This is a genomic window from Aeribacillus sp. FSL K6-8394, assembly GCF_038008865.1.
GTDB lineage: Bacteria > Bacillota > Bacilli > Bacillales > Aeribacillaceae > Aeribacillus > Aeribacillus composti.
The window spans coordinates 1,067,272-1,091,855 of record NZ_JBBPAA010000001.1 but is presented as its reverse complement, the minus strand read 5'-3'; the positions used below and the strand labels follow the sequence as shown (position 1 = coordinate 1,091,855).

Below are 24,584 nucleotides of genomic sequence, written 5' to 3'. Positions count from 1 at the left end.
AAAATCCCGGGGGATCGACGACTCTTTCAAATCTTCATTGAGCACAAGCATATCAAAGGTTTGATAAAAATTCCCCTTTTCGTTAAAATAAAAATAACCAGTCAAGCATTAAAAATGAAATGCTTATTTAACAACGTTTTTTTGGGGTTTTTATCTTAACTATGAGGAATTGAAACATTTCAATGTCGTCTATATCATCAACTTCTAATATGTTTTTATCTTAACTATGAGGAATTGAAACATAAGAAGTGCAGTAAAAATGACAACATTCAAAGCGTTTTTATCTTAACTATGAGGAATTGAAACGGCGGGTGATCGGCTTTGGATGTTGCGGTAAATACCCAGTTTTTATCTTAACTATGAGGAATTGAAACATCGAATACACGCCGCATGAAATCGGTTCGTTTGAGCCGTTTTTATCTTAACTATGAGGAATTGAAACGATGATTCAGTAAGTGGAAACATAACCAGATTTGAATGTTTTTATCTTAACTATGAGGAATTGAAACGCATTCCAAATTTTTTTCCATTCAGCCCCGTTCCCGTTTTTATCTTAACTATTTTTTCTTGAAAGCATATGAAGAGTAGTAGCACAGACTCCGGCCAATGTCTGTGTTACTTTAGTAGATTTGGAGAAAAGGTCTTAACAGTCCTAAAACATGAGTTCTTACAAAAAGCTGGCTTCCTTCATTGTCCTTACCAGAACCAGTTTCAAATGTTGGACCCGGCTGATGCTTGCTGTTTTCAGGATGTAGTAATGTCACAATTCCCAATTCAACATGTCCTTATCGAGTTCCGCAAAGAAAATCTGCAAAACGACGATTGCCCTTGATTTTAGCTAGTCGTTTTTGTTTTGGTATTTTTTAAGCGTAGCCTTCTTTTTATTTGGTCAAAGAAATCAATCGTCTTGTTCTTTTATTTTTTTGCGACTTGCCTGTCTCTAGATGTTGTTCAGCTTCTTTTTCAGTTGTGTTGATTCCTGATGATGTTGCAGCGTTTCATATGATTCAACATCATCACATCAAATATAAAATGAAGGGTATCTTTGCAAGTCATCACCAAAGAGACAGGACATACCTTTCAAACGCTTAAAACATACCGATAAAAGAGATGGACATCAACTATCCCAGTTAAGAAGCATCCTTTGAATAGGACCGCTATCCAACTAATGATTCTAGAAAGGATTGGAGACATTTGAACGTTACGAGTTAAGCCGAATTTTCTCGCAAACTTGCTTGAATTCTTTTGCCCTTTGCTCAATCGTTCGCAATAGTTTTGCATCATTTGGATAAACCAATTCAATAGCAGCAATAATATGACCGCTTGTGTTTTTCAAAGGAGCGGCGACAGTGATGAAATCGTGATAATATTCATCCGCTGAAATTGCATATCCATTAGTTTTTACATGTTTGAGTTCGTTTAAAAAGTCCTCAATATTTGAAAAAGCGGTAGCAGTTAAAAGATATTGTTCGGAATAATTGATAATTTCCTCTTCAGATAGTTGCGACAATAAAATTTTTCCAGCACTTGTATAGTGTAAAGGTACCTTTCTTTCTATGTACGTCACATACCCCATGATAAGATGTTCGTAGTCTGTTTTATTAATATAGTAAATGTGTTCGCGGTGCATCACACCAATTTGAACCGTTGCTTTAAATTGAGAAGATAATTTCTTAAGTAAATAGGTAGAATTGCTGATAAGTTTTGTGTGGGCTGTCACAACAGAACTTAAGGAAAGAATGGACACACTTAATCGGTAGCTGTTCAATATGGAATCTTTTACAATAAAGCCTTCGTCTTCAAGATTTTTTACTAGCCGATGAGCAGTGCTGTAGGCGATTCCAAGTTGATCTGAAATTTCTCTAATGGAGTATTCACTTTTTTCCATGGTAAATAAATCGAGAATTCTTAAGGCATTTTCTAAAGAAGAGTAAGTTTTCTTTTTCATGTAATTTAGCAACTCCCGCCTAAAGATTAATTAAAATATCCGAGCATTTTCGAAAGCTTTTTGGCGGCTCGGATGACTTCTTGGGTAAAATAGGGAATATCCTCTTTGGCAATCTGATTACTTCTTCCTGTAACACTAATCGCTGCGATGACTTCATTTGTATAATCATAAACAGGAGCACCGATGCTAATCCCCTGGTAAAATTCATCAATGCAAATAGCAAAACCTTGTTTTTGAATTTCCTTTAATTGAGTGATCAGTTCGTGAGCAGATGCAACGGTATTTTGTCCATAACGTACAATCCCGTTTTCTTCAATTTTTTTCACTAACTTTTCTCTTTTCTCCTCTTTTTGATAAGCTAACATGATTTTTCCGCAGGCTGTACAATAGGATGGATTTCTTTTCCCAATGTGTGAATTTAACCGGATCGGATGTTTGCTCTCAATTTTGTCTAAGTATGCGATATCAGTTCCTTCCAGGACTCCTAGATGAACGTGAACGGCTTCATCCAATTTTTGAACGAGTTCTTCTAAAACGGGTCTGGCTTCTTTTCGAATTTCCATCGTTGTTGTAATGATTTCAGATAAATGGAGAAACATATAGCCTAGCCTATATCGTTTTGATTTAGAATCTCGCAAGATGTAGCCATAATCTTCAAGGGTCACCAATAACCTTTTGGTCGTGCTAATGTTTAAATGAAGCTGTTTCGAAATCTCTGATAGTTTCCATTCAGGATTCTCCTTCGTAAATAGTTTTAGAATGTTCATGGCATTTTTGATTGTGTGAATCGAATAGGTTTCCTTCATACGCTTCCTCCAAAATTTTTGAAATTATCATATAGCGAGAATCTATATTTTTATACAACTATTTTTTGATAAATGTCATATAGCGGGAATGTATACTTTTATTTAACTGTTTTTTATTATAACATCAAATCGAAAAATTTAATAAAAACAAAATATTCATAATTTAGGGAGGATAAAAATGATTCTGAAATTTGAAAACGCATTCAACGAACCTTATGTGGAATTGAAGGATTTTCAAGAAATAAAACTGAGGAAACAAATAAAGTATGTGTATGAAAAATCCCCGTTTTATAGAGAAAAATTTAGGCAAGCGGGAATTTCGCCTGAAGATATTCAAACGATCGGAGATTTAGAGAAAGTCCCTTTTACAACAAAGGATGAGATAAGGGAGAGCCAAAGAATTCAGCCGCCTTTAGGGTTACATGCGGCCGCTTCTTTAGAAGATGTCATTCGGGTGCATTCTTCATCAGGAACAACAGGGAAGCCAACATATGTTGGGATCACAAGGCATGATTGGGATGTATGGACAGAAATTCTTGCAAGGGTATTGACGACCCACGGGATTGGAAGAGACAGTCGAATCGTTTTTGCCATGGGACTTACCTTTTTCGTTGGAAGTTCAATGAAAGACGGTATTGAACGATTAGGTGCAACATTTATTCCCATTGGTACCGGCGCTTCTGAACGCGTAGTTCAAAGCATTCAAGACTTTCAGGCGGATGTTCTATTTTGCACCCCTTCCTATGCAAGCTATTTAGCAGAATATGTACGGGACCATTTTCATATGGAGCCTAAAGATCTTGGCATAAAAATTATGTCTGTAGGAGGCGAACCGGGAGGTGGTCTGCCGGAAGTAAGAAGAAAAATAGAGCAAGACTGGGGATGTAAAGTTTTAGAGGCAATGGGAAATGCAGATATGGCTCCTGTCTTGTTTAGCGAGTGTCCGGAACAGGATGGAATGCATTTTATAGGCTCAGACTTTGTCATTTGCGAAATCATTGACCCGAAAACGGGTAAAACGATTCCAATAGCTGATGGAGTAGAAGGGGAACTCGTTTATACAGCGATCGATCGCGAATGCTGTCCGCTCGTTCGCTTCCGCACGAGAGATTTAATTCGGGTTAAAACAGGTGAGTGTAAATGCGGCAGAAAAAGTTTCAGAATCAGATGCATCGGACGAACTGATGACATGCTTATTGTAAGAGGTGTCAATGTTTTTCCATCAGCCATTAAAGATGTGGTCAGCAGCTTCCGTCCACAAGTAACGGGAGAAATTCGAATCTTGTTAAAACAAAAACCGCCGTTAGTACATCCTCCTTTACCCATTCAAGTGGAGGTTGAAGACGGGTTAACCGAAAGTGAGCAATCGGCATTGAAAAAAGAGATAGAGAGTACTCTTCGTTCGAAACTGATTTTTACCTCTGATGTTCAACTTGTTCCAAAAGGAACATTACCAAGGTTTGAAATGAAAGCGAAATTAGTTGAAGAAATAAATGTGTAAAAAATTTTTCTATATTAATACTGACTATTTGTTAATAAGATTCATAGAATTTTCATATAGCGAGAAATGTTACTTTTATAAGAAATTTTAAAAAATTTATGGAGGGATAAAATGAATTTACAATTTGTTGATACAACGTTCCGCGATGGATCCCAAAGTTTGTGGGCAGCCGGAATGCGTACAGGAATGATGGAAGCGGTTGCGGAAGATATTGGAAATGCTGGCTTTCGCGTTGTTGAAGTACCCGTTATGCCGATTAATTTCAAAAAGATGATAAGAGATTTAAAAGAAGATCCTTGGAAATTGGTTCGAATGTTGGCGGAAAAAATGCCAAATGTAACAAAAAGTTTTATGGGGGAACCGGCCATTTTTCCCTTTGAGATTATAAACGCCCCTGTTGAAGTTGTGAAACTGTTTTATAAGCGGATTGTGGAAACGGGAGTATTAAACAGGGTACAAATTATGGCAAATATTTTCGGGAATGTAGACAAACTTTATCCATGGTATCTTCCGTTTTTAAGAAGTTTAAACTTAGAAGTTGTTCTAGCTCTTTCTTATACTGTTTCACCACGGCATACGGATGAATATTATGCCGAGAAAACCCGTGAGTTAGCTGCAATGAAACCGGATGTTATTTATTTAAAAGACCAAGGAGGTCTTTTAACACCAGATAGAATCAAAACGTTGATGCCGGTGATTTTGGAAAATGCGGGCGGCATTCCCGTTGAACTCCATTCCCATTGTACAACGGGATTAGCCGAAGCGGTGTATATGGAAGCGGTTAAACTTGGCGTTCGGACCCTTCATACTGCCATTCCGCCGTTAGCGGACGGATCTTCTCAGCCATCCGTTTTCAATACAGTAAAAAATGCCGGGTATTTAGGCTATCAAACAAACCTAGATTTAGAAAGAATCCAGCGGGCTTCAGATAAATTAATGCAAATCGCGAAAGAAGAAAATCTGCCTATCGGACAACCGCTCTATTACGATTATTCCCAATATGTTTACCAAATTCCGGGCGGAGTGATATCAAACTTAAAACACCAATTAAAAGAATTAAAACTTGAAAACCGATTAGATGAAGTATTGGAAGAAACGGTGCGTGTTCGTGAAGATTTAGGCTATCCGGTGATGATTACTCCGTATTCTCAATTTGTTGTCAGTCAAGCTGCGATCAATGTTGCTACAGGCGAGCGCTACAAAGTAGTAATTGATGAAATTATTCAATTCGCTCAAGGGATATTTAGTGAAGACTCTGGTTACACTTGGATGGATCAAAATTTACGGGATAAGATTTTATCTTTGCCGAGAGCAAAACAGTTGTCAAAACCGTCAGATCGAGATGTACCTCTTCATAAAATAAGAGAGCAATTCGGCGGTCCTGATTTATCGGATGAAGAGTTTTTGCTTCGCTATATTATGAAAGGAACAAAAGAAATTGAAGAGATGCGTAAAGCAGGGCCTCATAAGACCTATTTTTCAGCGTCAACTCCATTAGTACAACTGCTAGATAAACTTAGTAAGCAGCAAGATATCACACATGTGCAAATACAAGGTTTTAACAGCTCTTTAGTTTTAACAAAATAAAAAAGTTTCGGATAGAACGCGGGTTTGTCAAAGAAAACGTAGGAGGGGAAAATATGAACAAAAAGGGATTGGAAATTTTAAGTGAAATGGATGTACAAAACCTCACGGCTCTTATTGAAAAATTAGAGGCTTCTTCTTTTAACTTTTTAAAGCTTGAAAATGAAGATTATAAAATTGTAATCGGTAAAAATGGTGTGATCGAATCAAGTGAGACTGAAAAACAAACTGTCCAAGTCGCTGCTGAAACTCCTGTAGAATCAAAAACACAAGAAATTCAGTACCAAGAGGCAGCTGCAACGGAAGAACAAGTGGTGATTGAGGAAGCACCTTCAAACACTTCTAAAGAAATACCTGCCATACAAGAAGGGATTGAAATTATTAAAGCGCCAATGGCCGGTTTGTTTTATGCTCAATCTGAACCAGGTGCTCCTCCATATGTAAAAGTTGGCGACCAAGTTGAAGAAAAGACAACAGTTGGATTAATCGAAGTCATGAAGGTATACAGTGCAATTCATGCGGGAGTTAAAGGAGAAATTGTCGACATTCATGTTGAGGATGCACAACTAGTAGAATACGGCCAACCGTTATTTTCCGTTAAAGTCAAATAGACGTAAGCACCTTTATCATATCGGAAAAAATATAAAATGGTATATCGATTTTTTAAGTTCACAAATAGAGGGATCGGTTTTATACCGATTTCTTCTCTTTACGTTGCTCTTTTGATGATTGGAAAAACTTAATTTCTATTAAATGAAAGATAGAGGGTGCAGGTCAAATGAATATTAAAAAAATTTTCATCGTCAATCGAGGCGAGATAGCAGTTCGAATTATAAGATCTTGCAAAGTTTTAGGAATCGAAACAGTTCTTGCCGTTTCTGAAGCTGATATAGACAGTCTGCCAGCTCGATTAGCCGACAAAACCGTTTGTATCGGACCAGCTAATTCAACCAAAAGTTATTTAAACATTCCCGTGATCATTACAGCAGCGAAATCAGTTGGGGCAGATGCAATACATCCAGGGTATGGATTTTTATCGGAAGTAGCCGAACTTGCACAAAACTGTCAAGATCAAGGTCTCATATTTATCGGTCCAAAACCGGAGCACATTTCGAAAATGGGAAACAAACTTGTCGCTAGATCAATCGCACAGCAATGCGGCGTCCCTGTTTTGCCAGGTTCCGAAAAAGTGGCATCCTTTGAGGAAGTAATTCAAACCATTGAAAAAATAGGTTTACCCATTATGTTAAAGGCTGCAGCTGGAGGAGGGGGCCGCGGTATGAAAATTATTACCGATTATGCCAATATTAAAACGGTTTTTGAATCAGCCTCAGCTGAAGCGAAAGCAGCTTTCGGTGATGGAACTATGTACGTTGAAAAATATATCCCTAACGCCCGGCATATTGAAGTGCAAATCCTTGGCGATCAACACGGAAATGTTATTCACCTTGGTGAAAGGGATTGTTCAACACAACGCCGGCATCAAAAATTAATTGAAGAAGCGCCCGCACCTAATATTTCTGAGAAACTTCGCCAAGAGATCCGTGAAGCAGCAGTGAAGCTAGCCAAAAACATTTCCTATGAAAATGCAGGGACGGTTGAATTCATTGTGGATCAAGATGAACAAAAGTTTTATTTCCTTGAAATGAACACAAGAATTCAAGTTGAACACCCAGTGACTGAAGCCATTACAGGTGTTGATTTAGTACAGGAACAAATAAATATAGCACGTGGTGAAAAACTTCGCTTTACCCAATCAGATATTCGGTTTACTGGTCATGCAGTCGAATGCCGAATCAATGCGGAAGCACCGGAAGAAGGGTTTCGACCAAGTCCAGGATTAATTTCAAAATGGGAAATGCCGCAAGGACCTGGAGTGAGGATTGATACCCATTGTTACCAAGGCTATTCAGTGCCTTTGTTTTATGATTCCATGATCGCTAAAGTCATCGTCCATGGTTATGATCGAACACATGCCATGAAACGAATGCTTGTCGCATTAGATGAATTTACAGTTGAAGGGATTAAAACAACAATCCCATTTTTAAAAGAAGTTTTACAGGACGAAGAATTTGTTAGCGGAAATGTCAATACCCGTTTGCTTGAAAAAGTTATGAAGTAAACAATGCAAGCAGAAATAGACAGGGCTGTTCAAAAATCGATGAAAGAGCAGTCCTGATTTTTTTATTTTTAAAACATAAGCAAATTGTCTATTTTACTTTTAAATGATATAAATGATGAAGGAGTTAGATTTTACTTCGAATGTCTAGCAAAACATTTATGTGTTGAAGATGGTCTCACTCTCACCGCAAATGAGAAAGAAGGATAAACCCAGAACATAGTGTTTTATCCGTGGAATATGGACACTACCGGATGATGCCGCTTAAGCGTATTGATTTCAATACTGTTTAGTTCAGAGACCGTGACGATGATGGTCTATCTCCGAAAATCTTATTCTCTATAAATGTAACAAACGGTGCGAACCGTCTAGTTCGGCTGTTTGCTTTATTAAAACAGATTGGATCAGGTAAAATATTTCAGATAAAACACGGATTTGATTGTTGGCCTGCAAACGTGGAAAGCCTGTTTTAAATGAAATTTGTCGTCGACCTCCAATCGTGCAAAAATCCTGGGGGATCGACGACTCTTTCTAATCTTCATTAAGCCCATGAAAATCAAAGGATTGATAAATTTTTACTCATTGGCTAAAATGAAATTAACCAATCAACCATTTAAATCGGAATGCTGATCTAACAACATTTTTTTGGGTTTTTATCTTAACTATAAGGAATTGAAACGCTTTCAGATCAATTCGAATGTCATCAACCCCTTTTGTTTTTATCTTAACTATAAGGAATTGAAACTACGGAGTTTACTTTTATATCCATTGCGAAGACCGTGTTTTTATCTTAACTATAAGGAATTGAAACCTAAAACACCCAAGCAGGTGAAAACATATGATCAAAGTTTTTATCTTAACTATGAGGAATTGAAACTATTCTCCTATTCCATTGCCACTAGTAGCATTCGCGTTTTTATTTAACTATGAGGAATTGAAACCCATCGTCTTCGCAGTAATACTCCACGACTTCGACGTTTTTATCTTAACTATGAAGAAAAATTTTAACCAAAAAAGCACGGCCTATGCGGTCGTGCTTCATCATTTTTATAATCGGGGAAACGGATATAAGTTAAGTTCGGAACATCAATGAGCCAGCCGATGTTTTTTGTGAAAGTGATGTCGGAGCGTGGGTGCATGGAACATCAAAATAAACGAGAGAATATTTTATGGTTCTCGTCAGATTAGGCAGTGCTTATTTCATAAGGTCAACTGCTTCGAAATAGTTGAATTTATTTGAGCTTCTTCAAATTTCAAAAGCAATCTCATTCTCTGGTCAATCTCAATTCTTTTTTGGCTTCTTTGTCGACTACAATTTTCTCATGGATATATCCGAATTTACCTTTTGAAGTTCCGCAAACAGGACATTTTTGAAGTGAAAGAGGTAATTCCAAGCCACAGCTATTCAGCAGATCTTCATTGGATAAAATGTCCACTGCGGTTCCATCTGCAGCTATTTCTCCTTTTTTTATCACAATAATCCTTTTACAGGTTTCAAGTACCATGTCCAAATCGTGGCTGGTAATTATTTTTGTATGTTCAAAGCTTTTTAACAAATCAATTACTCTCCGTCTTGATTTTGGATCCAGGCCAGAAGTTGGCTCATCCATGATCAATACATCAGGTTGCATGGATAAAACGGATGCAATTGCGGCAGAGCGCTTTTCTCCTCCTGATAGTTTATAGGGGGCCCTGTCTTTCAAATGAGGTATTCCAACCTTCTCCAGTGCCTGCATCACCCGTCTCTCCACGTCTTCCTCTTCCAGCTTATAATTTCGTGGTCCAAAGGCAACGTCTTCATAAACAGTAGTCATGAACAATTGGTCGTCAGGGTCCTGAAAAACCATTCCCAATCTTTGGCGAATCATCGGTAATGTCTTTTTGGTTACACGCACATCTCCTACCAGCACTTCTCCGCCATCCGGAAAATAAACTCCCATCAACAGCATTAGCAGCGTAGACTTCCCAGCACCATTTGCACCAATGATTCCGATTGATTCACCATGATAAATGGAAAAAGACATATTTTTAATTGCTTCATGTCCATCCGGATACGAAAAATACAGATTCCTCACTTCAATTTTATAATGACTCATCCTATCAAATCACTCCTGTAAACAATGACCCTATCAATACAGGTATGTTGTAAATTCTTGCAATAATAAAAAATAGACTCCATCCGGCAAAATAGGCCGTCAAGGAAAGCACTTGACCGTTTCCATTCTACCCACTTAGTGGTCTGCAAGCTGACGAAGGAGCTACTCTAGATTGAGTATCAATCTCGCTAACTTATTTCCGGAATTGTGTGAACATCACAGAATATGGTGATGAGACAATGTAAAAAGCAGGTGAATATGCGAAATTAGAAGAACGGAACATTCGTTAAAAATTCGTCCAACGAAATAAAATTTAGAAGTTGTATTTGATAGAGCATTTTTATTTAGGTTCAAAAGAAAAATCCTTGGGCTATTGTTTATTGCTATTATATTTTTCGAATAAATTCGTCCACAGAATAATAGAACACTGCACGAATAACTGCATAAATCAGTAATTCAGGAGGAGACTATAATGCAAATATAGATATAGAAAGTTTCTGAACTCTCTGACGTGTTTCGCTTTACTTTGACTGTAATGCAAATATAGATTTAGAAAGACAGTATACAATTGCTTTGACTAATAGTCGATTTTCTTTTTTCGTAATACTTTTTTACTTAAAATTTCAGAGAGGATTGATGCGGATACCCCATACAACAAAACAATGAAAGATACATAGAAGCAGCAGATAAAAATATAGGAAATATTTACATCCAGAATCTAGGGGATTAGACAGATCGTTATCAGTACTGATACCAACCAATATGTTGTGAGATTTCTAAATAAAAATGCTTTCATTCATACTACACGACCTTTTTCATGTTTATCCATCGGTTTTAATACAATGTAAATTTTGCAGTAAATGACAGTTTCATAGAGATTTTATGTTAAGCAGCGATGGATAAATGAATGCGGAGTTGAAAAATATTATGAAAAAAATATTAAAATATATAGTCCTGTTTGTTTGGACAACTCTTTTTTTGTATGTATACGATATGATTATGCCGAAAAATTTTTTATACATCTTGATAGGAATACCTGTTTTATTAGCAAGTTCATTTTTTCTTTTGAAAATTTTTAATGAGAATCGAGCAAACGATTGAGTTTTAAATATCGACATTTGAAATTCAAAGGATAAGAATGTAATTTAATTACGGTTCTATGTCAATTGTTTTGGCGATCATTATTGGACGAAAAGAAGCCGGACGTAAAATTCCTGCCTTCTTGACCACAAGGCGACTACAAAAATTTAATGACATTCGATCTATTAAGGACGATACAAAATGGCTACGGCTAACGATCACAAGCGCAATTATTGTGTCAGTGATCGGAGGAGTCGTAGCTATTATTTTTGCTGCATTGAAGTAAGTGTTCAGTGACGGAAAAAATCGTGCGGTAGACAAGTAACTCATTTGTTGAATTGCTATGCTTCTGCTGTTTCTCTTGCCCTAGGTCTTGAATACACTAATGTTGAAGCAATGACAATTAGAAAGGAGATGTTCAAATGGAAGCTATTCTATCAATTGAATTCACTGCATATGTGGCATTAGCCGTTTTGCTGTACGCAATCCGTCAAGCAACCAATCTTTCGAATCGCTACATTCCGATTGTCGCGGTTGTACTTGGCGTTGCTTTCTCTATTTTTGAAGCCAGCGCTTTCTCATTTGAGGTTTTAGTAAACGGATTAAAATATGCCTTGTATGGGATCGGATCCGTCGCTGCAATCAAATATGCTCTTGAAAAGACAACGGAGAAATAATGGCAGACATAAATCCGGGGCGATAGCTGGTTGGAAAAGTATAAAGTGTTTCCTTTCTTGACAGCTGCATAAGCGTACTTGAATCAGCTCGAGAAACAAGCGGTTTGGCCGGAAATGGTAACAACCAGATGGTTCGTTTTTCGGGCAACACCATCACAATGCATGAAAGGTTGTTGTCAATGTGAAGTTAAAAAGTACGAAATCTGGGCAGGAAACGTCGAACATCTAGACGCTTTTTCGTTGATAATAAACGTTGCAAAGCTGAACTTGGTGAAAAAGATTATGTTTAAACCGTAAAGAAGTTAACGCTGCCGGCTATGTATGCGCCGGAGCGGACGAGTTGACCCAAAAATGCTTGAGAAATATTGTTCATATAATTTTTGGATTTCACAATCAATTCTTGTATAAATTTACATCTGGTGTATAATCAATTTGAGATTCAAAGGCAATCACCATATTACAAAATCAATAGATCAAAATGTTCCAAAGAAAGAAGAGATCGAGAAAAAGCTGGTGGAATATTGTCTATGATACAGAAGCAGCAGTAAAAAGCATTCTGGAAAAAACACGGATTCAAACAAAATTGAATTGTCGATCTGCAGACAAACGTTATGTTTTAAAAATAATGAAATTTGTCGTCGACCCCCAATCGTGCAAAAAAACTGGGGGATCGACGACTCTTTCAAATCTCCATTGAGCCCATGAAAATCAAAGGATTGATAAATTTTTACTCATTGGCTAAAATGAAATTAACCAATCAACCATTTAAAACGAAATGCTTATTTAACAACATTTTCTGGGTTTTTATCTTAACTATGAGGAATTGAAACTCCTGAGTTACTCCTGCAATCTGTTGACCAAGTCTCGGTTTTTATCTTAACTATGAGGAATTGAAACCGACTTAGCGGTGGTTGTCGGTAATTATGGTGATTAGTTTTTATCTTAACTATGAGGAATTGAAACAATACATAGCCGTTCGTGAGTTTCAAAAGCGTGGTGCGTTTTTATCTTAACTAAGAGGAATTGAAACAAATTGACGTGTTTGAACTGCCGATCAAACTGCGACCGTTTTTATCTTAACTAAGAGGAATTGAAACTCGCCCCTCCTTCGTCTGTTTGTCGTCGTTTCCGCAGTTTTTATCTTAACTAAGAGGAATTGAAACAAAGAAGAAGATATCATCATGTATCCTCGCAAAATGTTTTTATCTTAACTAAGAGGAATTGAAACTGTCCAAATAAAAAAGCAACATCTTTTTCTAATACTTCGTTTTTATCTTAACTAAGAGGAATTGAAACAAAGAAGGGTGGTAGCATGACTAGTCAGGTTCTAATCGTTTTTATCTTAACTAAGAGGAATTGAAACATCTTCTTGTAATAGTGATCACGGAGTTCCGGCGCATAGTTTTTATCTTAACTTGAGGAATTGAAACTTTGTAAAGTAGCCAATGAATCGGCTACACTTAACTGGACAATAAAATTAAGGTCAAGTAGACTAAACACCAAATTTGGGTATACTGCTTATATTTGTTCCCTTTTCATTTCAACACATGCATTTCAACTCTAGCATGTGTTTTTTTATTTCAAAAAAATTTGATAATATAAATAAAGAAAAATTTGGATTTGTGGTGGGAAAGATGCTAGAAAAACTATTAATTGAACTTGCAAAACAGGTAGATTGTATTTACACATTAAGCTCTAACGAACCAATTTGGATAACAAAAGTAGATTCGAATGGGGTGTATGTGGAAACAGAAAAATCGAGAGAGAAGTTTGAAAATGGAGGACTGGATCAGCCTTGGGAATATATTTCCTTTGACTTTATAAGAACAGGCTGGAATGAATTTATAGAGCTACGAACCGCCAATTCAAAAGATTTTATTAAAACAAAAGGAAGATCATCTTTTTTGATGGCCTTTTTTCATCAGCTTCCATTTGTCACGAAAACAGTCAAGGAGAATGCAGTTGCCATTCAATTAAAAGAATTTACTACCGAAGATTTACCAACTGAACAATTTCATAAGGTGATTTCTTTTTTAGAAGAAGTAATAAACGGGGTATATGATCCTAAAAGATTAAGTGAACAAACCAATAAAAATTTATATCGAATTAAATCAAGAGGGAGACAAGATTTAAGACTTTTACGTTTCCTGAATGATGAAAATGAAAAAAATGAATCGCTTTTTTATGAATATATCAATGCAAAAAATAAAGTTGAAGTGATAAAGAAACAAATTATAAAACATCCTTACAGTCAAATCGTATTGGAAGTTCTAAAACTATTAAGTGATGTTGATAAAAACGAGAAAAAATCAATGCTTGTTGAGTTAGGAAAGTTAATTGTTCGTAACTCACGTGGAGAAAATCTTATGGTTGATTCAGTAGCTAAGGAGCGAACGATCAATTTGTTAAATTGGTTAAATGCCGTAGGATTGGTAGATGATGAATGGAGCTTGATTCAACAAAATCCTGAAAACGAATTATTAAATTTTGATGAATTTAAACAAAATATTTTTCACAGCTTTTTTATTAAGCTAAGAAAGTACCGTGCCAATCAACTGAAAGAGCTATTAAATGGAAAAAACAAAATTTCCTTACAACAATTTAACGAGGAAGTTTGGAATATCGGTTATGCAGTCTTAAATGACTCGAAAGTTAACGTATTTAACTTAATACATAACAAGGATTTTGATACGTTAAAGAAATTAAACGAACAATTAGAAAAAAAGGAATTAATATATAGTGGGAATTCTATCTGGAGCACAGCAACTAGAGTCTATGGTGCTCAATTAAAATTGACCGATCAAGAAAAAGAACAGTTAATCAATAACGCCATTGAAATATTAAATAGAACCGATCTTACACCTTTGGAGAAGGTTAATAAATTGCTAGAAATAAAGGGATTTGGTGAGAATATTGCAACAGGTCTAGTCATGGTGTTCCATCCAGATGAATTTGCAATCTATAATTCTCAATCTGTTGGAGCCTTGAGAAAACTAGGATATTCCACAGACACATTAGAAGATTTCCAAAAAGATATCACACGTTTGAAGGAAACCTTACATGCAGCTGATTTTATTGAATTGGATTGGTATTTATATTGGATAAATCAAGATGAGGAGAGAAAAAGTTTGAAATATTGGTGGGTGAACCAAGGTCAAACACATAAAGAGGAAAAAGAAGGCGGTTATTTATGGGCGCCAAAACAAACAAAAAGTGGGACCATTTTTGCACATCATCGAAATCTCGTTTATGCAAAAGTAGGGGATATAGTATTTGCCTATTCGACTGGAGAAATTAAAGCAGTTGGAATTGTTGAAAGAGAAGCAGAAGAGCTTCCAAAGCCTAAGGAAATATCCTCTGGAAATTGGGAAGAAGAAGGAAATCTTGTTCGATTAACATATTATGATTTAATCTCACCTATTAAAAAAGAAGAGATTCCAGAAGAGTGGCGTTTGAATGAAACCGGACCATTTGATCGGAACGGAAATGTTAAACAAGGCTACTTTTTTGAAGTATCAGAAGAATTTGTAGGAAAACTTTTAGGAAAATTTAAAAATCATTTCCCAAAAGAACTCATAGAGATAATCAACATTCCAATTCAAGAAGAAGAAAAAGCATTAACATCCGAACAAATCACTCACCACATCCATTCCTACATTTCTAGTAAAGGCTTTTACTACACAAAAGAAGAAGTGATCAATCTATTTTTATCATTAAAAACAAAGCCGTTTGTCATTCTTTCGGGGATTTCAGGCACTGGGAAAACGAAAATTGTTCAATGGTTAGCAGAAAGTGTGGGAGCCACCGAAAAAAATGGAAGATTTACGTTAATCCCTGTTCGACCCGATTGGAACGATGGGTCAGATTTGTTAGGGTATGAAGACATTAAAGGAGAGTTTCGACCAGGTCCGCTTACGAAAGTAGTGCTCGAGGCGGAACAAAATCCAGAATATCCATATTTTGTTTTGTTAGATGAAATGAATTTAGCGCGAGTCGAGTATTACTTTAGCGATGTTTTAAGTGTAATGGAAAGTAGAAGGTGGGAGAATGGAAAAATTGTGTCCTCGAACCTTCTTTCCAAAGAGGTAGCGAGAAGAGAGGTCACCTTTCCATCAAACGTTTATATCATCGGGACGGTTAATATGGACGAAACTACTCATCCATTTAGTAAAAAGGTGTTAGACCGGGCAAATACGATTGAGTTTAATCGCGTGAACTTATCGCATCTTGAATTTTTAAAAGGGCTCGAGGACGTTCATCCAATTACATTAAAGGATCAAGCTTTTTCTGCGAAATATTTGCATCTAAAAGATGTTTATCAGGAGTATCCACATATCGTTGAGCAAGCAACGAATGAGCTCGTACAAGTGAATCAGTACTTGCAGCCACTTGGGGCTCATGTTGGTTACCGTGTGCGGGACGAAATTTGTTTTTACCTTGCCTATGCTGAAGAAGGAAATTTGATGACATATGAAAAAGCGTTTGATCACTGTCTTCTTCAAAAAGTCTTACCTAGAATTTCTGGAAGTGATACGAGGGTACAACGTGCTTTAGAACAGCTGTATACGTTTTGTACAGGTGTTGAATTACATGAGAATTACGAAGATCCAGCCAATTTTTCCTATGCCAAATATCCGAAAAGTGCAGACAAAATTTTAGAAATGTTAAGGAGGTTAACGGACGATGGCTTTACATCCTTCTGGATTAGCTCATGAGGATGTAGAGCTAGTCCACATTGAAACTGAACTATTAACACTCATCATGAAAGGGAAGCCTTATCATGAGCGGTATCAAGGTTTGAAGCAATATCGAAACATGGATGTTCATGAACAAATGGAATTTTCGGTCGATGGGGAAGGCATTCAAGAGATAAAAGTATTTGATGTGGATCAACAAACATTAGTCGACTGGTCGTATCATCGGCCAATCTTTTTTGAAAACGGAATTTACCAAGTCATCGTCTCTCCGAAAGTCGATACAGAATTATCTTTTTATCATGAACATCCTTCTTTAAGAAGAGCGGTAGACAAAGTAAAGATCGGAAAATCTTATGTGTTAATGGGGAATCTCCAGTTTCAAAATGAAGTGGGTCTATCAACCTTTGAAATTAGAAATGAAAACAAAACCGTGTTAGAGGTCACAATTGAAATTTTTCCAACGAAATTAAATTACAAAGAAGATTATCTCAAACTATTACAAGAAGTAAACGATGAAATTTATAATCTCGCCTTTCACTTTATCAAAAAAACGTATCAGCGGGCCAAAGTAAAGCTGGAGGGAACCCCATCTAGAAGTGAATTTTTTCGTTTAATGGACGTTCATTTTCACTCTTTTATCCAAGCGATCAAACGAATCGAACAACAGCCTCACCACCAGCTTGTAAAAACTCATGTCAAAGCAAGAGGGGATCAATTAGGACGTCTTGATCAAAAAGGACGACATTATTTGCGCAAACGTCCGCAGCTTTTTCGAGATGTGCCCAATGGTATTGCGATCCATGACCGTCTCGTCATGCCTGTTTCCGGATTAAAAATCAAAAAAGATCTCACGTTTGATACGTTGGAAAATCGTTTTGTCAAATGGATGATGAACCGATTAATCGATAAATTAGCGGATTTACTAGAAAAAATACAATCAAAAAACAAGCGCTATGAGCTTGAACCTGATCAGGATCTGATCGAAAAGCTTTCAAATATGAAAAGAGAGTTGGAAAAGAAAGTAAACAGTTATTTTTGGAAAACGATCGGAATACTCGATCGCTCTGTCATGAGCCTTGTATTGCAAATGGCTCCTGGCTATCGCGATGCCTTTCAAATTTATTTATTAGTGACAAGAGGTCTTGCGCTAAATGGAAAACTGTATCAAATGTCCGTTAAAGATGTCGCGACCCTTTACGAATATTGGACGTTTTTGAAATTAGGGCAAATCTTAGATAAAAAATACAAGTTAGTGAGTCAGGATATTATTCGTGTCAATCGAAACGGTTTATTTGTCAACCTGGAGAAAAATGCTTCAGCTACACGAATATATAAACATCCGTACACAGGTGAAAAAATTATTTTAACGTATCAAAAATACGAAGGGAAATTACCAACCATCCCGCAAATCCCGGATACAATGCTATTGATCGAAAAGAAGGGAAAAGATTACACATACAATTATATATTTGATGCAAAATACCGCATCGATTTTGCTATGGAAGGGAGCAGCTATCATCGAAACTATCAGCTTCCAGGACCAACAGAAGAAGATATAAATACAATGCACCGTTATCGAGATTCACTAGTTGTCCGCCACCAAGGACCATACGAACGAACCGCTTTTGGCGCTTACGTTTTATTTCCTTGGTGGGATGAAGACAGCTATCAAGAACACAAGCTTTATAAAAGCATCAATGAAGTCAATATCGGCGGCTTGCCGTTTTTACCAAATGCCACACGCTTAGTAGAACAACTGATCGAACGACTAATTGAAAAAAATCCTGAAGAATTACAAAAGGAAGGAATCCTCCCAAGAGGAACGATCGAGGAATGGCAATCTTCTCTTGAGGAAAAGGTCCTTGTCGGTATGGTCCCAAGAGAAGAAAACTATCGGGCGCATCTTCAGCATCGATTTTACCACGTCCCTGTCAAACGTCTTAATAAAGGCTGGCAAGAAGCTAAATATGTTGCCCTTTATCCGAAAAAAGGAGCTGCACCGACAAACGGTGTGACGTGCTACGGAAAAATAACCGACGTCCAATTTGTGAAAAGATATGAAATCACCGAATTACCGAAAAACAGTGCAGAAGAATATGTCAAATTCGAAATCGAAAGCTGGCATTTTCTCAAAGAAATTATTAAACCTGTTGGCTATGGAATTTCTGTCTACACGATGACAACCTTAAATACCTTAAAAGATGCGAAAGAATTGCCAGAACTTTTCATGAAATCAAAAGAAGAAGTCACATTATGGCGCATGTTGCGCAGACTATCCAACCGCATCCGCTTCGACCTTGACGCCCGTTATCTCGACAAAGCATTGAAAATCGAAGCGTATCGCATCAAAGATATCACCATTCAACTCGATGGCCGGCAGCTTGTGATTACGAAAGGGAACTTAAGAAAAACGTTGCCAATCGATGAGTTAAGAAAACAGCCGGCGTTTGTGTTTAAGGAGATATTGAAGGTGATGGGATGAGATGATAGAGGGAAAAATGTGTTTTCAGATGGATTATTGAGCAAAAATGGTTAGGACTACCCGGATATGTCACTTTCGATTACAGATGAACAGGATATTGAAGCGAAAAGCGAAAAAAGTTAAAAAAATCGGAATTTTTCGTTGTTTAGGGATAACAAAGGATATGATTATATTTGCACAGTAAAATAAAGAACATATATGCTATAATATAGATAATCAATATGACAAATCTTTCAGTGGTCTTGATTGATGTAGTGATTCTCTAATCAATGCTCAATTGAAGAAAGAGGATTATGTTCATGAGTTTGTTCGATGTTAGTCATTGGGAAAAAGATGAAGAAAGGCAAGCTTCTGGAACTAGACAAAAGTTTTGGTTGATTAACCCATTGGATAAACAACGGTATTTATTTAAGATTCCTAAGGAGAATACGGGTGAAGCTTGGGCAGAAGTTATTGCCTCGAAAATCGGACAACTAATGGGATTAAAAACAATGAAAGCTGATTTAGCAGTCTATAATGGTATATTAGGCATTTTATCAGAAAACTTTGTCCATGATGATAAGGAATTTTATGAAGGCGGAGATTTATTTTTTACCATTGCCGAAGATTTTGATAGATACAGCTTAAAGTATTACGATTTTCCAAATATAATAAAAGTATTATCCGAATTTAGTCTTGAAAGAGACTTTATTCAAATACCCATATTCGATGCGCTAATTGCAAATCAAGATCGACCTGCGACAATTGGGGAATCATTGTTTATCAAGCAGGTTATCAGCTTGCCCTATATATGATAACGGAGCATCATTAGGGTATCAATTACAGGAAGAGCGTATCCTAAGAATGTTTCAAGTTCAAAGAATGTTTACAGCTTTTACAAACCGAAGCTACTCTTTAATCGGGTTGCCTGACAAAAAGAAACCAAAATATAGAGAGTTATTAAATTTTATTTATCAATTATATCCACAAAAAACAAAAGAAATGGTTGAAAGAATAAGTCAAATAAATGAAAAGCAAATACTTGTCATTTTAAGTGAAATTTCAGAAGAAGCAATGAGTAAAGTTTATAAAGAATGGGTATTAAAATTATTACAATATCGAAGAGAGTGGCTAATAAATTGGCATACGAAGGTGAAATAAATGACCCGTCCTTTTGTGCTTTGGTTTATTTGGCAAAACGAACGTATGTGCCAGCGATATCATATTGGGAATTTAGTACATCACGAAGGCAAATATGTATTTTATTATGAAAAAAGCAGAAAAAGAAGGGGATTATTAGACGCATTAGAAAACGGATATCAGCCACATTTAGCGTTTCGCGATATCGATAAAATATACGTTTCTGACAGGCTATTCGGGCCTTTCGAACGACGTTTGCCTGATCGTCGCCGCCCTGATTTCCCAGAAATTTTGCGGACGCACGGCTTGTCAAGTGATTATACGGAAATGGATTTATTGCGAGCTACCGGCGGCAGGCTTGCGACTGATTCATATGAGTTTGTAGCACCTATTTATGTGTACGGAAATCACTTTGACTTTGATTTTTATATTGCTGGCTGGAGATATTATGAAGGGGAACAAATCCTTAAACAGCTAAAAATCGGAGAAAAGGTACAGTTTCAACTAGAGCCAGAGAATGAACAAGATCCGAAAGCAGTGATTGTATTAACAAGCCAAGGGCGTAAGTTAGGATATATTCCAGCCTTTTATAGTGAATTTATGTTTCAGCTTATGGAGAACGATGGGGATTATGAAGCAAAAATTCACTCCATTCATTTTAAAGCTCTCCCACAATTGAAAGTAAATATAAGCGTTTGTGGGAAACTGCTTCCGCCATTAAAGGAACGAAACTTAAATATGGTGTATGATTTGCAGTTAGAAATGATATAACCATTTTGTAAATTCAGTTTTAGGTTGCGATGTCGTTGACAATAAGCACATTGCTTTTTATTGTCCCTCGGTTTGCTGGAAAAGAGTTTTTTGAAAAACAAATAAGGAGCGGGATGCGGCGGGTAATAGACGAGATGTTATACTGGAGCATTGGCGAACGGAACCTTGAGTTTTTTTACCAACTCTCTTGTTGCTAGTGCTGGGTGTGCTCGGGGGTAAAGTTAAGTTTTTGAATTACTCGTTTACAGAAAGCTGACTACAAGGTGGAGAAAGGAGAACCATTGTAGTCAGCTTTTTTATTTATTGGTGCAATGTGTATATTCACGTTCACACAAGTTTTCGGCAAAATTCGTCAAATTTTTTCGTTGTTGTTTTAGTATAATGTAATTATGCTGAAATAACGATATGGTTTTATGTCTTAGTACGTTGAATAGGCATTCTAATAAAGGAGTTCAGACTGAAACATGTCAAAAGGGATTATTGATAATAAACAAACGGGTTTAGTGGGAGATGTCATAAAAGAATATATTACAAAGGGCAGTAAGTTATCCGTTGCTGCTGCACATTTTACTTTATATGCTTTTGTCGAATTAAAGAAAGAGCTTTCTCAGTTAGAGGAGTTTCGCTTTATTTTCACAGAGCCTGCTTTTGTACAAGGCGGCAACTTATTAAAGGAACAAATGGAAAAAAAAGAAGCTTTGTTGTATGGGGTTGAAGAAGAACGAAAATATAAAGTAGAGTTAAACCAAGCCTATATCGCTAAAGAATTTGCAAAATGGTTGAAACAAAAAGCACAAATCAAGTCAGTCACTAATCAGCGGATCCAAGGCGGATTATATCATCTAGAAAACAAAGACGGAACTCAAATCGGTCTGATTGGCGGTGCGCCATTCTCAAGTCCGGGATTAGGTTACAGCAACTCCTCAAATATATACATTAACAATATTGTTGATGATATTGAAGCAAATACACAACTCCTTCGCAATTTCGATGCTATTTGGCACAACGAATATGCATTACAAGATGTGAAAGAACAAATATTACGGCGTTTAGAAGTGTTATATAAAGAAAATTCACCGGAGTTTATTTACTTTGTTACACTCTACAATCTTTTCAAAGATTTTTTACAAGATACGAAAGATTACGAGGCGTTACAAACGAGAACAGGGTTTGAAAATACGGTGATTTGGAATAAACTTTATGATTTTCAGCGCGATGGTGTGATTGGTGCCATCAACAAAATCGAAACTTACGGCGGCTGCATTATTGCTGATAGCGTCGGTTTAGGAAAAACGTTTGAAGCGCTAGCGGTTATTAAATATTATGAACTCCGTAATCACCGCGTGTTAGTTCTTGCACCGAAAAAATTACGGGAAAACTGGATGATTTACCGTTCCAATGATAAGCGGAATATATTAGCTGAAGACCGTTTTTCTTATGATTTGCTGAATCATACCGATTTATCAAGGGAGAGCGGGTATAGTGGCGATATTAATTTGCAGTATGTGAATTGGGGAAATTATGATTTAGTCGTCATTGATGAGTCGCATAATTTTCGCAACAACGATCCAAGGAAAAGCCATATCACCCGTTATGCCCGGTTAATGAATGACATTATAAAAGCTGGAGTTAAAACAAAAGTGCTGATGCTTTCCGCTACTCCAGTGAACAACAAGCTGGATGATTTAAAAAACCAAATTGCTTTTATTACAGAAGGAAATGACAAAGCGTTAGCGGAAACAGCAAACATTAAAAGCATCAACCAAACGATTCGGCGGGCGCAGTCACAGTTTAACAAATGGAGCAACTTGTCGGAAGAAGAGCGGACAACGGAGCGGTTATTGGACATGTTAAGCTGGGATTATTTTACGTTGCTTGATTCGTTGACGATTGCCCGTTCCCGTCGTCATATTGAAAAATATTACAATGTTAAGGATATTGGAAAATTTCCACAACGCCTAAAGCCAATTAATATGAAAGAAAAGATTGATGTGGAAAATGAATTTCCCCCACTTTCCGTAATTAATAATGATATTTTGCGCTTGCGCTTTGCTCTTTATTCACCAATGAAGTATATTTTGCCTCATATGCAGGCGTTTTATCACGAAAAGTACGATACGAAAGTGGCTAATGGGCGCGTATTTAAACAAACGGACCGAGAAAACAACCTCGTCTATTTAATGAAAACAAATTTATTAAAACGGCTTGAAAGCAGCGTTTATTCTTTTTCGTTAACGTTAGAAAGCATTATTGCTCAAATTGACTCTTGTATTTCCAAAATTAACCATTATTCAACAAGTGACAGCATCGGCGAGTTCGATGACATGGATACAGAAGATTCAGAATTGGAAGATGCCTTCATTGGTGCAAAAGTAAAAATTTTGCTTCGTGATATAGATCTCATTCGTTGGAAACAAGATTTGTTATATGATCGGGAAATTTTGCTGAAGTTATTGCAACATGCAAAACGAATCAATCCAAATCGCGATCAAAAACTATTAGCCCTTAAAAAAGTTATTCAAACGAAAATCGAACATCCAATCAATGGACAAAACAAAAAACTACTCATTTTTACTGCATTTGCCGATACAGCAAAATATTTATACGAAAATTTACATCGATGGGTTTCTAAACAATTTGGGCTTCATTGTGCGGTTGTTACAGGTAAAGATCGGCCAAGAACAACATTTATCGTACCGAAAGCTGACTTCAACAGCATTTTAACGCACTTTTCACCTATTTCCAAAGAAAGAGCAAAAGTCATGCCGGTTATGACGGAAGAAATTGATATTCTCATCGCAACCGACTGTATTTCCGAAGGACAAAACTTGCAAGATTGCGATTATCTCGTCAATTATGATATTCACTGGAATCCGGTGCGCATTATTCAACGATTTGGCCGCATTGACCGGCTTGGAAGCAAAAATGAACGCATTCAGTTAGTGAACTTTTGGCCGTCGATGGAGTTAGACGAATATATTAATCTAGTCGGCAGGGTGAAAGACCGAATGACCATCCTTGATATTTCTTCTACTGGGGAAGAAAACGTCATCGCTGACAACAGCAACGAAATGAAAGATTTAGAATATCGCAGAAAACAATTAGAAAAATTGCAAAATGAAGTGATTGATTTAGAGGATATTTCGGGAAATATTTCGTTAACGGATTTCACGATGGATGATTTCCGAATGGATTTATTAAATTTCATGAAGAACAATAAAGATGTAATCGAGAAGGCTCCATTAGGTTTATTCAGTATCACAACGAATAAAAATGAAAAACTGAGTGCGGAAATTCAACCTGGAGTTATTTTTTGCCTAAAACAAATTAACAACTTTACAGCTTCTAATGAACAAAATGCGCTCCATCCATATTATTTGGTGTATATAAAAGAGGATGGGCATGTACTTTATAACCATGTTCACATCAAAAAAATTCTTGATATTTATCGCTCGCTATGCAATGGGCAAAAGGAAGTCGAAGCACAATTATATGCGGCGTTTTATGAAGAAACAAAGAACGGCAAAGAGATGGGACAGTACAAAATGCTGTTGGAAAAAGCAGTGGAAGATATTGTCGGGAAGATCGACCAACAATTGACGCTTAACATTTTTAGTCTAGGGAATTTAGACAGTCTCGTCACAAATGCGAATACAAGCCTGCAGGATTTTGAAATCATTTCTTATCTCATTATAAAAGGGTGA

Annotated in this window: 15 protein-coding genes and 2 CRISPR repeat arrays; of the genes, 12 read left to right on the top strand and 3 right to left on the bottom strand. The window is 36.7% G+C overall.

Translation table 11 applies throughout. The features are described from left to right. Positions 1–146 precede the first annotated feature (146 nt). Positions 147–509: direct repeats of the CRISPR family, unit length 30 nt; unit sequence GTTTTTATCTTAACTATGAGGAATTGAAAC. 692 nt (positions 510–1,201) lie between these two features. Both NSR00_RS04990 and NSR00_RS04985 read right to left on the bottom strand, forming a co-directional pair. Next, the gene (locus NSR00_RS04990) at positions 1,202–1,948 is read right to left on the bottom strand and encodes an IclR family transcriptional regulator (protein ID WP_340787407.1); all 747 of its coding nucleotides are present in this window, start codon (positions 1,946–1,948) and stop codon (positions 1,202–1,204) included. Positions 1,949–1,974: 26 nt separating this feature from the next. Further along, on the bottom strand, positions 1,975–2,754 hold the full coding sequence (locus tag NSR00_RS04985; RefSeq protein ID WP_340787406.1) for an IclR family transcriptional regulator: 780 nt from the start codon (positions 2,752–2,754) through the stop codon (positions 1,975–1,977). A gap of 178 nt (positions 2,755–2,932) precedes the next feature. On the opposite strand from NSR00_RS04985, the gene NSR00_RS04980 reads away from it, so the two are divergent. The 4 genes from NSR00_RS04980 (at position 2,933) to accC (ending at position 7,961) form a co-directional block, all read left to right on the top strand. Next, entirely contained in the window at positions 2,933–4,255 is a 1,323-nt protein-coding gene (locus tag NSR00_RS04980) for a phenylacetate--CoA ligase family protein (protein ID WP_340787404.1), read from the top strand. A 111-nt stretch (positions 4,256–4,366) separates the two neighbouring features. Further along, positions 4,367–5,842: a hypothetical protein gene (locus tag NSR00_RS04975; RefSeq protein WP_340787402.1), complete on the top strand. Its 1,476-nt coding sequence runs from the start codon at positions 4,367–4,369 to the stop codon at positions 5,840–5,842. 53 nt (positions 5,843–5,895) lie between these two features. Beyond that, entirely contained in the window at positions 5,896–6,450 is a 555-nt protein-coding gene (locus NSR00_RS04970) for an acetyl-CoA carboxylase biotin carboxyl carrier protein (RefSeq protein ID WP_311066196.1), read from the top strand. A gap of 167 nt (positions 6,451–6,617) precedes the next feature. Beyond that, positions 6,618–7,961, top strand: coding sequence for an acetyl-CoA carboxylase biotin carboxylase subunit (gene accC, locus NSR00_RS04965; RefSeq protein WP_063388200.1), 1,344 nt, complete (start codon positions 6,618–6,620; stop codon positions 7,959–7,961). A 1,262-nt stretch (positions 7,962–9,223) separates the two neighbouring features. Here accC and NSR00_RS04960 read toward each other — a convergent pair. Next, complete coding sequence (locus tag NSR00_RS04960) at positions 9,224–10,054, bottom strand: energy-coupling factor ABC transporter ATP-binding protein (RefSeq protein ID WP_340787397.1); 831 nt, start codon at positions 10,052–10,054, stop codon at positions 9,224–9,226. A 1,159-nt stretch (positions 10,055–11,213) separates the two neighbouring features. Between NSR00_RS04960 and NSR00_RS04955 the strand changes: the two genes are divergently transcribed. The 8 genes from NSR00_RS04955 (at position 11,214) to NSR00_RS04920 (ending at position 24,584) form a co-directional block, all read left to right on the top strand. Beyond that, a complete protein-coding gene (locus NSR00_RS04955) occupies positions 11,214–11,420 on the top strand; it encodes a hypothetical protein (protein ID WP_340787395.1) in 207 nt (68 codons plus the stop codon). A gap of 136 nt (positions 11,421–11,556) precedes the next feature. Continuing rightward, positions 11,557–11,811: a hypothetical protein gene (locus NSR00_RS04950; protein WP_063388730.1), complete on the top strand. Its 255-nt coding sequence runs from the start codon at positions 11,557–11,559 to the stop codon at positions 11,809–11,811. 800 nt (positions 11,812–12,611) lie between these two features. Continuing rightward, positions 12,612–13,174: a CRISPR direct-repeat array (repeat unit 30 nt; unit sequence GTTTTTATCTTAACTATGAGGAATTGAAAC). A gap of 271 nt (positions 13,175–13,445) precedes the next feature. Beyond that, the gene (locus NSR00_RS04945; protein ID WP_340787393.1) at positions 13,446–16,526 is read left to right on the top strand and encodes an McrB family protein; all 3,081 of its coding nucleotides are present in this window, start codon (positions 13,446–13,448) and stop codon (positions 16,524–16,526) included. Next, positions 16,495–18,990, top strand: coding sequence for a restriction endonuclease-like protein (locus NSR00_RS04940; protein ID WP_340787391.1), 2,496 nt, complete (start codon positions 16,495–16,497; stop codon positions 18,988–18,990). Before NSR00_RS04945 ends, NSR00_RS04940 begins: the two co-directional genes overlap by 32 nt. Positions 18,991–19,289: 299 nt before the next feature. Continuing rightward, the gene (locus NSR00_RS04935; protein ID WP_232515552.1) at positions 19,290–19,784 is read left to right on the top strand and encodes a hypothetical protein; all 495 of its coding nucleotides are present in this window, start codon (positions 19,290–19,292) and stop codon (positions 19,782–19,784) included. 49 nt (positions 19,785–19,833) lie between these two features. Further along, positions 19,834–20,130 carry a hypothetical protein gene (locus NSR00_RS04930; protein WP_327864081.1) on the top strand — a complete coding sequence of 99 codons (297 nt, stop codon included), beginning with the start codon at positions 19,834–19,836 and terminating at the stop codon, positions 20,128–20,130. After that, entirely contained in the window at positions 20,131–20,880 is a 750-nt protein-coding gene (locus NSR00_RS04925; RefSeq protein ID WP_340787387.1) for an HIRAN domain-containing protein, read from the top strand. A 464-nt stretch (positions 20,881–21,344) separates the two neighbouring features. Then, positions 21,345–24,584, top strand: a complete 3,240-nt coding sequence (locus NSR00_RS04920; RefSeq protein ID WP_340787385.1) for a helicase-related protein — start codon at positions 21,345–21,347, stop codon at positions 24,582–24,584.

Bases quoted from the DNA above. Each gene is read 5' to 3' on its own strand.
- NSR00_RS04990 (WP_340787407.1), bottom strand. From the start codon at position 1,948: ATGAAAAAGAAAACTTACTCTTCTTTAGAAAATGCCTTAAGAATTCTC.
- NSR00_RS04985 (WP_340787406.1), bottom strand. From the start codon at position 2,754: ATGAAGGAAACCTATTCGATTCACACAATCAAAAATGCCATGAACATT.
- NSR00_RS04980 (WP_340787404.1), top strand. From the start codon at position 2,933: ATGATTCTGAAATTTGAAAACGCATTCAACGAACCTTATGTGGAATTG.
- NSR00_RS04975 (WP_340787402.1), top strand. From the start codon at position 4,367: ATGAATTTACAATTTGTTGATACAACGTTCCGCGATGGATCCCAAAGT.
- NSR00_RS04970 (WP_311066196.1), top strand. From the start codon at position 5,896: ATGAACAAAAAGGGATTGGAAATTTTAAGTGAAATGGATGTACAAAAC.
- accC (WP_063388200.1), top strand. From the start codon at position 6,618: ATGAATATTAAAAAAATTTTCATCGTCAATCGAGGCGAGATAGCAGTT.
- NSR00_RS04960 (WP_340787397.1), bottom strand. From the start codon at position 10,054: ATGAGTCATTATAAAATTGAAGTGAGGAATCTGTATTTTTCGTATCCG.
- NSR00_RS04955 (WP_340787395.1), top strand. From the start codon at position 11,214: ATGTCAATTGTTTTGGCGATCATTATTGGACGAAAAGAAGCCGGACGT.
- NSR00_RS04950 (WP_063388730.1), top strand. From the start codon at position 11,557: ATGGAAGCTATTCTATCAATTGAATTCACTGCATATGTGGCATTAGCC.
- NSR00_RS04945 (WP_340787393.1), top strand. From the start codon at position 13,446: ATGCTAGAAAAACTATTAATTGAACTTGCAAAACAGGTAGATTGTATT.
- NSR00_RS04940 (WP_340787391.1), top strand. From the start codon at position 16,495: ATGGCTTTACATCCTTCTGGATTAGCTCATGAGGATGTAGAGCTAGTC.
- NSR00_RS04935 (WP_232515552.1), top strand. From the start codon at position 19,290: ATGAGTTTGTTCGATGTTAGTCATTGGGAAAAAGATGAAGAAAGGCAA.
- NSR00_RS04930 (WP_327864081.1), top strand. From the start codon at position 19,834: ATGTTTCAAGTTCAAAGAATGTTTACAGCTTTTACAAACCGAAGCTAC.
- NSR00_RS04925 (WP_340787387.1), top strand. From the start codon at position 20,131: ATGACCCGTCCTTTTGTGCTTTGGTTTATTTGGCAAAACGAACGTATG.
- NSR00_RS04920 (WP_340787385.1), top strand. From the start codon at position 21,345: ATGTCAAAAGGGATTATTGATAATAAACAAACGGGTTTAGTGGGAGAT.